We start from the raw sequence: 15,252 nt of genomic DNA on the forward strand, positions 1-15,252 counted from the left end.
CTGAAATTATTCGTGATTAAGACAGGGGCTAACGCTGAACTGATTGCTTTGGCGTGTTAAATATTTGTAACAGCTGACGTGTCTTTGCTGATCCCGGTTCTTGAAATCAGACTCGCCGCGTCCCCGTCAGCTCCATCGTCCCGAACATCCCGGCCTTGACCTTGCCGGTCAGCGTATCGCCCTCGATGGTGGCGGTGCAGTCGAGGTCGATGGGCATCGGCATGGTCATTTTCATCTGCCAGGTCAGCGTATTGCCACTGACCGTCCCGTTCTTGACGTCCATACTGCCCAGATCGCCGGTGATCTGGCCGGTGAAGGTATCGCCTTCGCCCGGCACCACGGTCAGCACGCCCTTTTGCGGGCCCATCGGGGTCTTGGTAATGCAGTCATAGTTTCCGGCGACAGTCATGCGGTTTACTCCTTTTCCGGGGCCGCTTCGGGGGCGGCGGGGGCCTCGCGCACTTCTACCGGCAGGCCGAGGCCCTGCAACTGCGGTTCGACGACCTTGCGATCCCCGACGATGACGAATGTGAGGCCCGTGGGCTGCAGATATTGCGCCGCCGCCGCGCCGATGGCCTTGGCGCCGATCGTGCGGTACTTGCCCGCCAGCGTTGCATAGTAGTCCTCCGGACGGCCGAGGCGGGCGTTCTTGCGGATCGCGGAGAGCACGGAGGCGTTCGTTTCGAACTGGTTGGGCATGCCGCGGATGGCGCCTTCGGTGACGCGCTGCAGTTCCTCGGCGCTGACCGGCTGCGTGGCCGGGAAAGCGGCCATGTCGGCCGTCACGGCCTTGATCGTGTCTCCGGTGCGGTCCGCCTGCACGGGGGCGATGAGCTGCACCGCGCTGGGGCCGGTGGGCTGCGAGACGCCGGTGCGCACGCCGTAGGACCAGCCCTTCTCCTCGCGGATATCGAGGTTGAGGCGCGAGAGGAAATCGCCGCCGAGCACGTCGTTGGCCAGTTCCAGCGGCTCCTCGCCCGGCGTGCGGCCGGTGAGCGGCAGCACGCGCCCGGCCATGATCACCGATTGCGGCGAATTGGGCCGGTCGATCAGGATCACGCGGGCCTTGGCGGGCGGCGTTGCGGTGTCGAGCGGCTTGACCGGCGCCTTGGCTTCGGGGGCCTTCCAGCCGCCGAAAGCCTGTTCGAGCAGCGGCTTCAGCTGTGCCATGGTGACATCGCCGACCACGGTGATGCTGGCGAGGTCCGGCCGCATCCATTCGTCATGCGCGGCGCGGATATTCGCGGGCGTCAGCGCGGCGAGCGACTGGGCGTTGCCGAGCCCGTCGCCGGGCTGGGCATAGGGATGCTTGCCGTAGATCGCGGCATCGAGCGTGCGCGAGGCCAATGCGCGCGGCGAGGAGAAGGTCTGCGCCAGCGCGGCCTGCGCCTGCGCCTTCACGCGCGTGAAATCGGCCGGTTTGAAGGCGGGATGCAGGATCAGGTCCGCCGTCAGCGCCAGCGAGGGGGCGAGATTGTCCGTCAGCGCGCTGAGCGTGACGGTGCTGTCATCCCGTGAGGCATCGATATCGATGCTGGCGCCCAGCCGCTCCTGCGCCTCGGCGATCTGCGTGGCATTGCGCGTAGCCGTGCCCTGATCGAGCAGCGAGAGCATCAGGCCCTGCGTGCCGGGGGTATCGAGCGCGTCGGCGGCATAACCGGCATCGAAATCGACCGTCATGACCAGCTTGGGCACCGCGGTGCGCCGGGCCAGCGTGACGGGAATGCCGTTGGACAGCGTCGCATGTTCGATCGCCGGGAATTTCAGCGCGGAGACCGGCTGCACCGGCGGGGCAGTGCGGGCCGGACCGGCGGCCAGGGCAGGCGCCTTGGCATGGGGATCGGCAGGCGGGGCGGGATGATCGGCCTCGTCGCCCCAGCCGCCCATCTGGTCGCCGCTGGCGGTGCGTTTGCCGGGCACCACGTTGAGCGCATAGACCGGGCGCGAAAGCCACTTGTTCAGCGCCGCCTTGATCCGCTCCGGCGTGAGCGCGGCCATCGCTTCCAGATCTTTCTTGTAGTGCGCCGGATCGTTCGAATAAACCTGCCCCTCGGCCAGCGTGGAGCCCTTGCCGGAAAAGCCGCCGACACGCTCCAGCCCGCCGATCTCGCCCGACAGCAGGGTGGTGACGGCGCGGCGCACTTCGTCTTCGGTGGGGCCGTCGCGCAGATAGTCCGCCAGGACCTTGCCGAAGGCCTTTTCGGCCAACGCGCGGTCCACGCCGGGCTTCACGTTCATCACCATCGTCAGGAAGCTGAGCTGCTGGAACACCTGATCGTAGGCGGTTGTCGAAACGGCCAGTTCCTGCCCGCGCACCAGCGCATTGTCGAGCCGCGAGCTGGCGAGGCCGCCGAGGATATACATGCCCACGTTAAGCGCCGGGGTATCGGGATCGTTCAGCCCCGGCGCGGTCCAGTTGCGGGTGAGGCGCAGCACCGGCACCTGATCGGTGATATCGCGCGAAACCGGGGCGGGCAGCGTCACCGGGCCAGCCTTCACCGGCGCGACATCGGGGCCGCGCGGGATGTCGCCGAACCACTTTTCCACCTTGGGCCGCGCGGTGGCGGCATCGATATCGCCCGATAGCACCAGCACCACATTGTTGGGGCCGTAGTGCTCGGTGAACCACTGGCGCACGTCGGTCAGCGTCGCGGCGTCGAGATCGGCCATCGAACCGATGGTGGAATGGCGGTAGGGATGGCCGACCGGCAGCAGCCCTTCGCTCTGGAAATAGTCGTAGAGGCCATAGGGCTGATTGTCGCCCTGCCGCTTCTCGTTCTGGACGACGCCGCGCTGCTTATCGAGCTTGTCCTGCGTCACCGCGGGCAGCAGATGGCCCATGCGGTCGCTTTCCATGAACAGGGCGAGGTCGAGCGCGCCGGTGGGCACGGTTTCCACGTAATTGGTGCGGTCGTACCAGGTGGAGCCGTTGGTCGGCGTCGATCCGGCGGCCTCCAGCGGAATGTCGTAATTGGGGACATTGGCGGAGCCGCCGAAGAACAAGTGCTCGTAGAGATGCGCAAAGCCGGTGTGGCCGCGCGGCTCATTCTTCGATCCCACCTTGTAATAGACGGTGACGGCGACGATTGGCGCCTTGCGGTCGGTATGGATGATCGTCGTCAGCCCGTTGGGCAGCACGAACTTCTCGTAGGGAATGTCGACTTTGGAGACCAGTTCCTGCGGCGAGGCCGGTTGCGCCTGCTGGGCGGCGGCAGCAAACGCCGGAGTGAGCGGCGCGGTAAGGCTGGTGGAAAGGAACAGGGCGGCGGCAAGAGCAGGAACGCTCGACAGGGGGGATTTGCGCATTGTAACGGTCTAGCAAAGACTTCCGCCGCCGCAAGCGCTTCTGCGCGTTCGAGGGGGCATTGCGCAAGCGCCGGGATTGGCGCAAGTTCGGTGTTGGGAAAACAGGGGAGGGGCAGGATGACTTGGCTTGATACCGGCATGAAGCGGCGTGAGGCCATGGCGGCGATGCTGGCAGGACTTGCAGGCGGAACGGCCACCGCCGTGTGGCCCGAGGCGGCACGGGCCGCAGGGCTTGGCGGGACGCTGACGGGGCTGCTCGGCCGCGCTTCGGACAGCACGCTCGACCGGCTGGCGCAGCCCGGCGCTTTCTATGACGATCCCGATATCCGTATCGGCCTGCCGCTGATCGGCGGGCTGGGGGGAGGCCTTGGCGGCGGTCTGGGCGGGGTGCTCGGCAAAGTGCTCGATACCGGGGACAAGCTGGGGCTTACCGGCAATCTCGTGCGCAGGCTCAACGATGCGGCGGGGATCGCGGCGGGGGAGGCCAAACCCATTTTCCGCGCGGCGATTTCCCGGCTGACGCTGGCCGACGTGCCGGGCATCGCCTCGCAGGATGATGGTGCCACTCAATATCTGCGGCGCAGCGCCGGAGACGAACTGCATGGCAAGTTGCGCCCTCTGATCGACAGCGGCCTTGCCCAGGTGGGCGCCTATGGCCAGCTAGACAGCCTGTCGCGCCGCTCCGGCGTTCTGCGCCGGGCCGGGATCACGCATGACAAGCTGGGCGATTCCGTCACGGGACAGGCGCTGGACGGCATATTCCGCTACATCGGCAACGAAGAAGGAAAGCTGCGCGCCAATCCGCTCAAACCGGCAGAGGGCCTGCTGAAAGGGCTGATCGGCGGGGACTGATTACCCCCGCTTGAAGATCTGCCCGCTGTCAAACCGGGTGATGCGCCATTCGCCGTCTGCATCGCGGCGGCATTCCATCTTCACGTCGGCGACGGCGAGCGGATCGCAGTATTTGTCGAGGTTCGTCACGGTGGCGAAGAACACCAGCAGGTAGCCGACTTTCGCATGGTCCGCGTCATCGAAGGAGACGCGCAGCGAAGTGATGATGTGGCGCATTGTCATCAGCCCTGCACCCGCCTGCATAGCCTCGGCGCGGCCCTTGTAGAAGGCTTCCACTGCCGCCAGGCCATCGCGCCATTCGCCGCCCACGTTGTATTGTACATCCTCGGCCAGGCAGTCCGCCTTGCGCATCGATAGGCCGTTGTTGAGATCGAGTTCGTCGCCCCATTCGTAGACGGCCTGCTTGATCGCCAGGACGTCCGCTGCTTGCTCTGGGGTGAATTTCGCCACGTTTCTTCCCTCTTCCCAATTCGGTATGATGGGCGAGGCTAGGCAAAGCACGCCGGTGCGCCAAGGGATTAGTGTGCTGTCCTGCCGATTAGCGCCGTGGCGTCATGGGGTGCTTGGCAAAGCGGAACGGGGCACCCATCTTGGGGTGGACCGGCCATACGGCGGTCATTTCCTTGTGCCTAATCAAAGCATTCGGGCGCGCTGCCCGTTAAACGCACAAATTATCGGAGAGGCCTTGTGTTGCAAAAATGCAACACTATATCATCGAGGTCAGGAGGCATTTCACACCATGAATCTCGAAAAGTTCACCGACCGCGCCAAGGGTTTCCTTCAGGCCGCGCAGACCGTCGCGATCCGTTTGAACCACCAGCGCATCAGCCCCGAACATATCCTCAAGGCCCTGCTCGACGATAGCGAGGGCATGGCCGCCGGGCTGCTCCAGCGCGCGGGCGGCAATCCGGGCTACACCACGCAGGAGCTCGACAAGGCGCTGGCCAAAGTGCCTGCCGTCTCGGGCGGCGGCGCGCAGAACACGCCGGGGCTCGATAACGATTCGGTGCGCGTGCTGGACGCTGCCGAGCAGGCCGCCACCAAGTCTGGAGACAGCTTCGTCACGGTCGAGCGGCTGCTGCTGGCGCTGGTGCTCGCCTCCACGACGCCCGCCGGGCAGGCGCTCAAGGCGGGTAACGTCACCGCGCAGGCGCTCGAAGCCGCGATCACCGAACTGCGCGGCGGCCGCACCGCCGATTCCGCCTCGGCCGAGGAAAGCTACGACGCGATGAAGAAGTACGCGCGCGACCTCACGCAGGCCGCGAAGGACGGCAAGCTCGATCCGGTGATCGGCCGCGACGAGGAAATCCGCCGCACCGTGCAGATCCTCGCCCGCCGCACCAAGAATAACCCTGTCCTCATCGGCGACCCCGGCGTCGGCAAGACCGCCATTGCCGAAGGGCTGGCGCTGCGCATCGCCAATGGCGACGTGCCTGACAGCCTCAAGGACCGCCAGCTCATGGCGCTCGACATGGGCGCGCTGATCGCGGGCGCCAAGTACCGCGGCGAGTTCGAGGAACGCCTCAAGGCCGTGCTCGACGAAGTGAAGGGCGCCGAGGGCCAGATCATCCTGTTCATCGACGAGATGCACACGCTGATCGGTGCGGGCGCGTCCGAAGGTTCGATGGACGCGGGCAACCTGCTGAAGCCCGCTCTTGCCCGCGGCGAACTGCACTGCATCGGCGCCACCACGCTCGACGAATATCAGAAGTACGTCGAGAAGGACGCCGCGCTGCAGCGCCGTTTCCAGCCCGTCTTCGTCGACGAGCCGACCGTGGAGGACACGATCTCGATCCTGCGCGGGCTCAAGGAGAAGTACGAGGTGCACCACGGCGTGCGCATCACCGACGGCGCGATCGTGGCGGCGGCGACGCTTTCCAACCGCTACATCACCAACCGCTTCCTGCCCGACAAGGCGATCGACCTGATGGACGAGGCCGCCAGCCGCATCCGCATGGAAGTGGAAAGCAAGCCGGAGGAAATCGAAGGTCTCGACCGCCGCATCATCCAGCTCAAGATCGAGGAATCGGCGCTCGCCAAGGAGACCGACGAGGCCTCCGCGGACCGTCTCCAGACCTTGCGCGAGGAACTGGCGAACCTCGAACAGCAATCGAGCGAGCTGACCACCCGCTGGCAGAACGAGCGCGACAAGATCGCCGCCGAAGGCAAGGTGAAGGAACAGCTCGACGCGGCCCGCCTCGAACTGGAACAGGCGCAGCGTTCGGGCGACCTCGCCCGCGCGGGCGAGCTGTCCTACGGCACGATCCCCGCGCTTGAGAAGCAGCTTGCCGAAGCGCAGGCGCAGTCGGAAAACGCTCTGCTGCGCGAGGAAGTGACCGAGGACGACATCGCCGGTGTCGTTAGCCGCTGGACCGGCGTGCCGGTCGACAAGATGCTGCAGGGCGAGCGCGAGAAGCTGCTCAAGATGGAGGACGTCCTCGGCGAGCGCGTGATCGGCCAGAAGGATGCGGTGGAAGCCGTCTCCAAGGCCGTGCGCCGCGCCCGCGCCGGGCTGCAGGACCCGAACCGGCCGCTGGGCTCGTTCCTGTTCCTCGGCCCCACGGGCGTCGGCAAGACCGAGCTGACCAAGGCGCTGGCGGCCTTCCTGTTCGATGACGACACCGCGATGGTGCGCATCGACATGAGCGAGTTCATGGAAAAGCACGCCGTCGCCCGCCTGATCGGCGCGCCTCCGGGCTATGTCGGCTATGAGGAAGGCGGTGTGCTCACCGAAGCGGTGCGGCGCCGGCCCTATCAGGTCGTGCTGTTCGACGAGGTGGAAAAGGCGCACGGCGACGTGTTCAACGTGCTGCTGCAAGTGCTCGATGACGGACGCCTGACCGACGGGCAGGGCCGGGTGGTGGACTTTACCAATACCCTGATCATCCTCACCAGCAACCTCGGCAGTCAGTACCTTTCGAGCCTGGAGGAAGGACAGACCGTCGAGAGTGTGGAACCGCAGGTGATGGACGTGGTGAAGGCCCACTTCCGCCCCGAGTTCCTCAACCGTCTCGATGAGATCGTGCTGTTCCACCGCCTGGGCCAGGAACACATGGGCCCGATCGTCGATATCCAGGTGGCGCGCGTGCAGAAGCTGCTGAAGGATCGCAAGATCGTGCTCGACCTCACCGATGCGGCCAAGCGCTGGCTCGGCCGGGTGGGCTACGACCCGGTCTATGGGGCAAGGCCATTGAAGCGCGCGGTGCAGCGCTATCTGCAAGACCCGCTGGCCGAAAAGCTGCTTGCGGGCGAGGTGCCGGATGGGGCTACCGTGCGGATCGATGAGGGTGATGGAGCGCTGGTGATCGGGGTGACATAAGGTACGTCCTGACCGATTGGACGCAAAAAAGAAGAAACGGCGGGCATTGCCCGCCGTTTCCGCTTTCATATCCGTATGTGGATCAGAACTTCGTGGTCGCGGCGACCTTGAAGTAACGGCCCAGGATGCCGTCGAAGTATGTGACGACACCGCCACCGGCCGGGGCCGGATAAGGAGCCTTGGTGTCGAACACGTTGTCGACAATGAAACGAAGCTGGAACTTCTCGTTGATGTCGTAGCTGATAGACGAGTTCACGAACGTAACGGCATCGCGCGTTGGATATTCGTAGACAGTCGGGCCTGCATCGGCATCAACCTTTGTTTTCCCGATATACTGCAGCTGAACGAATGCACCAAAGGCCTTGTTCTTGTAGGATAGGCTAGCCGTCGCCTGATGCTTCGAATAGCCAATGCTGTTGCGCAACGTGCTGATGTCACCAGTGCCGACCCGCTGCTCCAGCTTGTCGATATACTGGTAGCTCGAGCGCAGAAGCATGGTGCTGCTGGAGCCGAGGAACGGCGTATTGAAGGACCAGTTCAACGACCCGATAAGACCTGCGTAATTGAACGAAGCCGCGTTGAGATAGCCGGTCCGGATGAAGGAGACCTGCCCATCGGCATCGCGGTCAATCTGGCTGCAGGCAGAGCTCGGGAACGAAGTTGCATCGTAGCAGGCTTCCAGCGTCTGTTCAGCATCGACGCTCAGGATAGCATCCTTGAGCTTGATGTTGACCCAGTCAATCGACAGCGAAAGTCCATGGGCAAACCGCGGCGTAAAGATCGCACCGATCGTCCAGCTGTCAGCCTTTTCGTTCTTCAGGCCCGTGTTGCCCGAGAGCGAGCCTTCCGTCGTGAATTCGACGATGTTTGATGTGAAGTTGGCTGGCAGTCCAGCCGCAGCACAGTTTGCGGCGCGGTTGGAGGGATTAGGTCCCTGGTCGATGAATCGCGCATCACACGGGTCGTCTGCAGTCGTGAAAATTCGGCTGGTCGGATTGTACAGCTCGGTGATTGCCGGGGAACGGATCGAACGTGTGAAGTTTCCACGAATGCCAAAGTCTGCCACCGGTTTCCACACGCCACCGGCGGACCAAGTGAGGTCACTGCCCGCAAGCGAGTGGTCTACCCAGCGTGCTGCACCACTCACTTCAAGCATATGCACCAGGGGAACATTCATGTCAGGTGAGACCACCGGGATACGAAGTTCGCCAAAGACCTCATTGGTGTCGAACTTGCCGTTGACGCGATCGATTGGAATGGAGCGCCCATACTGGGTGCGCGGGGCTGTCGGATCGTTCGGATCTTCGGCGCCGTAATAGAATGCGCCGGGATCGAACTTTGCCTTTTCCTCGCGATGTTCGTAACCAAGAGCGAACTGCACGGGGCCTCCAGGCAGCTCGAACAGGTCGCCGGTCACATCGGCCGTGACAACCCACTGTTCATTGGTGGCCACAGGCCTTGCGATAGTGGTGATGTAGTCTCCCACTTCGGGGCCGTTCTGATGGCCGAACGGGTTGAACGGTGCGCACGTCGAACTGATGGTTTCGATGGGCGAATTCACATAGCCGTCAAGACAGCCGGCCAGAGCGTTTTCGAAGTTCTGCTGAACCAGCTGCCGGCTGGCACCACTCGAGCGCGAATGACCGTAGTTGCCGATCACTTCCCATTTGAACGCCCGATCGCCGATGTTGAAGTCGCCTTCCAGGCCACCCACAATGCGGTAGACTTCAACCGTTGAACTGCTCAGGCCAGTAACCAGATCCGTATTCGCGCGGCCAAGATAGAAGAAATCCTGCCCGTCGGGTAGCTGCGATGCGATCGTTGCACGGGCATCGTCAGACAGGAAAGGATTGGAGAGCGGAATGATCAGGTTGCCGTCGGGGTCGCCCGCATCACCGAACAGCCAAGTATTGTATACCGGCTGGCGGCGCAGTTCCTTGCCCTTCGAATGGGCGTAGGAGACTTCGGCGAATGCCTTGATGGAATCGGTCAGCTCATAGCTGGCACGGCCATAAGCATTGTAGCGCTCCAGAGGCGAGAGCAAATTGCTGAGCGGGGTAAGGCTGAAGCCGTTGCCGCCCGACGAGTTCACAGTCGTGTGACGCTCACCAAAGTCCAGCGGAACAAGGTTGCCGTTGGCATCGAATATCAGCGAGTTGCCGGCTGCATCGTAGAAATCGGCCCCAAAACCAGGAACGATGTCGGCGCTTGTCGGGGCGCCATATTCGCTGAGGATCGGGATACGGCGATCTGAAATCAGTTCCTGCGAATACGGGAAGTTGTCCGGATCCGATGGCGATGTATAGAACAGACCGGCCGCTGTCCGTTTGCGGTCGGTGTAGAGCAGGCCTTCACTTTTGTTATAGTCGAATGCGACAACGACCTGGCCTCTTCCATCGGCGAAGCTCGTGCCAGCCAGCGCGCTGAGGCGGTACTGTGCTGCATCGCTACGGCTGGAAATGCCCGTCTGTCCGCCAAGCTGAATGCCGTCGTAGTGATCCTTGAGGATGATGTTGACGGTGCCGGCAATCGCATCGGAACCGTAGATCGGAGCACCGCCGACTGCGATGGTTTCGATCCGGTCGATCATCAGCGTCGGAATGGTGTTGAGGTCCACCTGCGAGCCAGGGTCTGTCGGGCCAAAGATCGAAGCAGTGTTCGAACTGACATAACGCTGGCCATTGACGAGGGTCAGAGTGCGTTGCGAACCAAGACCGAAGAAGTCGACAAACGTCTGACCCGAGCCAAAGCCCCCCGACTGTCCGCCGACCGGGTTGCTGGCTGGCGGGCCAAAGGCCGGAATCTGATCGAGGGCATCGCCAACGTTGGTGATACCGCGCTCTTCGATCGAATCCGATCCGACAATGATGCTCGGTTCACGGGTATCCACGCTCAGGCGCTGGAGGCGCGAACCGGTGACGATGATCACCTGGTCTGCAGCATTGTCGTCAGGCGTGTTTTCCGCCTCTTGGGCTTGGGCTGAGGTGGCACTGATCGCGAGTGCCGCGAGACCGGTGGCGCTTTGCAAGGCCACCTTTCTGAGTGTCGTTTTCACGTAATGTGTCCCTTGTTGTTTTCGGCAGGCAGACAGGAGCGTGACCACCCTGTTTGCCAGCTGAAGTTCGCAGGCTGACGTTCCCGGTGAACGTACTGCTGCAATGCGAGGGACACTCGCGCTACCTGAACATGCATTCAACCGTTTTCGGGGCGTTGCGCTGTTTGTAGCGAGGCTTGTTGCTCAACTGCCACAGTTGAGTTCATTGGATGTGATAGTGTCAGGAGTGCGATGTGCGTATTTTGTGAAAAATAGTGCTTTTATAATGGGTTGGGTGTGGAAATAAGTTACGACCCTTCCACAATTCTTGTAACTTTATTGCACTCTTCGGGTGAGGGTGTTCATGGCGTGTGGATTTTTTTGTCGTTTGGATAAGGTGGGGCTGACGTGCTTAGTTAATCCGCCGCATCTTGATGCCGCGCTGCCTTTGGACCGATACGAAATAGGTACCTAGCACTCCGCGTGTGATCCTCACCGAATTGCCAGGCTTGGGGGATAGCACGAAATTGCGGGTGTCGTTTTGTTCCCAGGTGCTGCCGTCTTCCAGTTCGAGGCGCCAGCCATTTCTAGTGTGGCGTGCGCCAGCTACAGTGCTTTCAATCTGTTTGACTGCATCTGCTTCGTCGTCTTCCCCGAAGCCAAGGAGTTTGCCGACTGGTGCTGTGAAGCCGAACAGGCCACGCTGGGCGGCCTTGACTGCGTTTTTGTCTGAAATGACGATTTCGCGTTTGCGTGCCGCCTCCTCGAATGCCGCGGTTTGCCGATCGTAACAGGCTAGGCGCTCGGTGGCGGCGGTTATGTTTCTGCAATCGATCAACTGGCGGTAGAGTTCCGGTGGCTGGGCGCTGTCTTGTCCATCTTTCGCCAAAGTTGGCTGCGATGCCAGGGGGGCTGCCAGTAGTATTGCAAGATAACTGCGGTTCAAGGCCGCCTCCCTGTCTTTGTTGCGTTGGCTTGGCTTTGTAACAACCGGTGCAGTCGTGCGGCAAGAGGTGGAAAAGATGGGGATAGTGGAGTCGAGTGGCCCGGGTGCAGGCAACTATCTTCAGCCTGCCGTTCGTGGTTGGCTTTCTGACAATCGGGCAGCGTGAAGCAAGGTGAATGCTGCAGGCGCTAATGTTGAAATGATGTTACGCCATGAGTGCTTGTGTGCGCACGAAATGTGTCTTGGTAAATCAACGTGTTTTGCCGGTAAGGGCGATTGCGTGGAGGCGGTTGTTGCGCATTTGCCACAAGGTTGGGGCAATGTTGCGATTTTATGGCCAAAGCCCTTTGATCAAGCCTGTCTTTGGGAGATGAAAGCGCATCTACCGGTGCTGTCTACACAGCCACGGGTTGGGGCATTACCGGGGAATCGAAGGCGCAAGGGGTCACACCGCGCCTTAGAAAAAGGGACACGCAAGTGAAAAATCAAACTCTTACCGCTCTCAAGGCGGGCGCAGCGCCGTTGGTGCTGGGCTTTGCTTTGTTCAGCAGTGCGGCTTACGCGCAGGATGCTGCGCCTGCGGACGAGTCCGTGGGCGATGCCATCATCGTCACCGGCACGCGCATCGCATCGCCTAACCAGCAGTCGATCGCGCCGATTACCACGGTGACGTCGGACGACATTTCGCTGTCGGGCACGACTCGCACGGAAGATCTGCTCAACTCGCTGCCGCAGGTTGTCGCAGCGCAGAGCTCGACGCTGGCCAACGGCGCCACTGGTACGGCTCAGGTCGACCTTCGCGGCCTTGGCCCGTCGCGCACGATGGTGCTGATCAACGGCCGCCGTCTGATGACGGGCGATCCGAACACCACGACCTCCGCCGCAGACCTTAACTTCATTCCGGCCGCACTGGTGAAGCGCGTCGATGTGCTGACCGGCGGTGCTTCGGCCACCTACGGTGCTGACGCCGTCGCCGGTGTCGTCAACTTCGTGATGGACACCGACTTCGAAGGCTTCAAGATCGACGCCAACTACGGTCTGTACAACCATAACAACCGTAACAGCTTCACTCCTCCGCTGCTCGATGCGCGTCAGGCTTCGGGCTTTTCGGGCTTCGACTATCCGACTGGCAACGCCACAGATGGTGGTCAGTATGATCTGACCGCTGCATTCGGCTCTGGTTTCGATGATGGCCGCGGCCACATCACTGCCTATGTTGGTTATCGCAAGGCGAAGGCCCTTCTGCAGAGGAAGCGTGACTATTCAGCCTGCACCATTTCGGCTAGTTCGTCGGGTTCTTTCAGCTGCGGCGGTTCGCTGACCAACCAGATCGGTACCGGTATCTATTACGACACAACCGACGTCCTCGATGATGAAGGTAATGTTATTGATGCAGGCGGTGCGGTGACCTCGACCATCGGCGGTCTTGGCGCTGGGTCGTTCACGCGCGGTCTGGTTCAGCGCTACAACTATGCGCCGCTGAACTACTTCCAGCGTCCGGACGAACGCTACACCGCCGGTGTTTTCGCTGACTACGAGATCAACGAAGCGATCCATCCGTACATGGAATTCATGTTCATGGACGACCGGACTGTGGCCCAGATCGCACCGTCGGGCGATTTCGGCAATACGCTGACCATCAACTGCGACAACGCACTGATGTCGGCTGCGCAGCGCGATGCGATCTGCACCGATCGCAACCTGATCAACGGCTCCATCGGCACGTTCCCGCTGGTTCCGAGCCTGTATGAGTCGATCTATGGCACCGCTGCTCCGGGGCCAGTGAACTACATCGATCCGACCACCGGTGCGAACTACAACAAGGCGTTCTTCCAGCTTCTGCGCCGTAACGTCGAAGGCGGTCCGCGTCTTTCCGATCTTCAGCACACTGCGTTCCGCACCGTCATCGGTACGCGCGGTGATCTGGGTAAGGCTTGGTCCTACGATGCTTACTATCAGTATGGCCGTACCAACTACTCGCAGGTTTATTCCAACGAGTTCTCGGCCGTCCGTCTTGGCAATGCACTGGATGTGGTCACTGATCCCAGCACCGGCAATCCGGTTTGCCGTGTGGCACTGTCTGGAGCAGACTCGAACTGCGTCCCTTACGACATCTTTACGGGTGCCGGGCCGTCGCAGGCTGCTGTCGATTACCTGAGCGCGACCGGCTTCCTGAAGGGTAACACCTCGCAGCAGATTGCGAGCGCGACCTTCACCGGCATGCTTGGCGAATACGGCATTCAGTCGCCGCTCGCAGTTGACGGTATTAACGTTGCGCTGGGTGTGGAATTCCGCCGCGACTCGCTGGAGTTGAAGGCTGACAATGCTTTCAATACTGGCGATCTCACCGGTCAGGGCGCGCCGACCAAGGACACCTCTGGTAACTACAAGGTTGCAGAGTTCTTCGGCGAGATCGAGATTCCGCTGATCCAGGACGGGATCGTGCAGAATCTGTCGTTCAATGGCGGCTACCGCTATTCGCACTACAAGATCTCGAACGGCCGCAAGTTCAACACCGATACGTTCAAGCTCGGAGTTGACTTCGCTCCTGTCTCGGACATCCGTTTCCGTGCCGGTTACAACCGTGCGGTTCGCGTGCCGAACATCCAGGAACTGTTCGCGCCGCAGATCATTGCGCTTGATGGCGTTAGCGATCCGTGCGCCGGCATCACTGTTTCGGCAAGTGACGTGGGCTGTCTCGCTCAAGGGCTGACCATTGGTCAGAGCACCAACGGCAACCCGGCGGAGCAGTATAATGGCTTGATCGGTGGTAACCCGAACCTGAATCCGGAGAAGGCCACCACCAAGACGCTGGGTGTCGTGCTTCAGCCGCGCTTCCTTCCGCGCTTCACGCTGAGCGTCGATTGGTTCGACATCAAGGTGAAGAATGCCATCCAAGGCTACGGCGCTGACGCGATCCTCGACTCGTGCGTTAACGACGAGAATCTTGAGGCTTGTGCGCTCGTGAATCGTAACCCGGCTGGTTCGCTGTGGCTGTCCGCCGATGGTTACGTGACCGACATTCCGCAGAATGTTGGCGGCGTGAAGACGCGTGGCTTCGAGTTCAACGGAAGCTGGTCGACCGAGATCGGTTCTACCGGCACTTTGTCGCTGAACATGGTTGGCACGCTGCTGGATCGCTACATCGTGGACGATGGTTTGACCACGCCGTACGAATGTGCTGGCGTCTATGGCCCGACCTGCGGCGGCTCGGCGGCGACCCCGCTCCCGACTTGGCGGCACAAGGCCCGTGCGACCTTCCGTACGGCTGGCGGTCTGGGCGTGTCGCTCCAGTGGCGTCACATCTCGGCGGTTCCGTATGAAGACGGTGCGACGAACTCGCTTGACGACAAGCTGGCAGCTCAGGACTACTTCGATCTGACGACCACTTGGGACATCGGCGATCACCTGCAGTGGCGTCTGGGTGCGACCAACCTGTTCGACAAGCAGCCGCCGCTGGTATCGTCGAGCGCTTGCGCCAGCGTTATCTGTAACGGCAATACCTATCCGGGCACTTACGACGCGCTCGGCCGGTACATCTTCACTGGTGTGACGATGAACTTCTAATCGCTTTCAAATGTGATTAGCGTGGGCGGGGGGCTTCCCCATGGAAGGCCGCCGCCTTCTTATTTTCTGCCGGTGCTGAACCGGCTTTCCAGATCGTCCGGACAACACATGGCAACCACGACTCCGCAGCAGAACCTTCAGCAGATCGCCGGTCTTGCGCGCTCGGGCAGGCTGGATGAGGCGGCTGTGATGGCGGCGACGGTGTTCGCGGCGCATGGAGATGATCCA

At 61.8% G+C, this 15,252-nt stretch carries 8 protein-coding genes; 3 read left to right on the forward strand and 5 right to left on the reverse strand.

What is annotated here, in order from left to right:
* Positions 1-106: 106 nt before the first annotated feature.
* Positions 107-409, reverse strand: a complete 303-nt coding sequence (locus MTR66_RS15135) for a hypothetical protein (RefSeq protein WP_243922534.1) — start codon at positions 407-409, stop codon at positions 107-109.
* Positions 410-414: 5 nt separating this feature from the next.
* On the reverse strand, positions 415-3,306 hold the full coding sequence (locus MTR66_RS15140; RefSeq protein WP_243922536.1) for a M16 family metallopeptidase: 2,892 nt from the start codon (positions 3,304-3,306) through the stop codon (positions 415-417).
* A 117-nt stretch (positions 3,307-3,423) separates the two neighbouring features.
* Here MTR66_RS15140 and MTR66_RS15145 point away from each other — a divergent pair, with 117 nt between their 5' ends.
* Entirely contained in the window at positions 3,424-4,158 is a 735-nt protein-coding gene (locus MTR66_RS15145) for a DUF4197 domain-containing protein (RefSeq protein ID WP_243922538.1), read from the forward strand.
* Here MTR66_RS15145 and MTR66_RS15150 read toward each other — a convergent pair whose 3' ends face one another.
* The gene (locus tag MTR66_RS15150) at positions 4,159-4,608 is read right to left on the reverse strand and encodes a nuclear transport factor 2 family protein (RefSeq protein WP_243922540.1); all 450 of its coding nucleotides are present in this window, start codon (positions 4,606-4,608) and stop codon (positions 4,159-4,161) included. It abuts the gene before it with no gap.
* A 289-nt stretch (positions 4,609-4,897) separates the two neighbouring features.
* On the opposite strand from MTR66_RS15150, the gene clpB reads away from it, so the two are divergent.
* Entirely contained in the window at positions 4,898-7,477 is a 2,580-nt protein-coding gene (gene clpB / locus MTR66_RS15155; RefSeq protein ID WP_243922542.1) for an ATP-dependent chaperone ClpB, read from the forward strand.
* Positions 7,478-7,559: 82 nt separating this feature from the next.
* Here clpB and MTR66_RS15160 read toward each other — a convergent pair whose 3' ends face one another.
* Both MTR66_RS15160 and MTR66_RS15165 read right to left on the reverse strand, forming a co-directional pair.
* Complete coding sequence (locus MTR66_RS15160; RefSeq protein WP_243922544.1) at positions 7,560-10,532, reverse strand: TonB-dependent receptor plug domain-containing protein; 2,973 nt, start codon at positions 10,530-10,532, stop codon at positions 7,560-7,562.
* A gap of 391 nt (positions 10,533-10,923) precedes the next feature.
* Entirely contained in the window at positions 10,924-11,457 is a 534-nt protein-coding gene (locus MTR66_RS15165; protein ID WP_243922546.1) for a hypothetical protein, read from the reverse strand.
* Positions 11,458-11,934: 477 nt separating this feature from the next.
* Here MTR66_RS15165 and MTR66_RS15170 point away from each other — a divergent pair, with 477 nt between their 5' ends.
* The gene (locus MTR66_RS15170) at positions 11,935-15,024 is read left to right on the forward strand and encodes a TonB-dependent receptor domain-containing protein (RefSeq protein ID WP_243922548.1); all 3,090 of its coding nucleotides are present in this window, start codon (positions 11,935-11,937) and stop codon (positions 15,022-15,024) included.
* Positions 15,025-15,252 lie beyond the last annotated feature (228 nt).

The organism is Novosphingobium beihaiense (assembly GCF_022832375.1).
Taxonomy (GTDB): domain Bacteria; phylum Pseudomonadota; class Alphaproteobacteria; order Sphingomonadales; family Sphingomonadaceae; genus Novosphingobium; species Novosphingobium beihaiensis.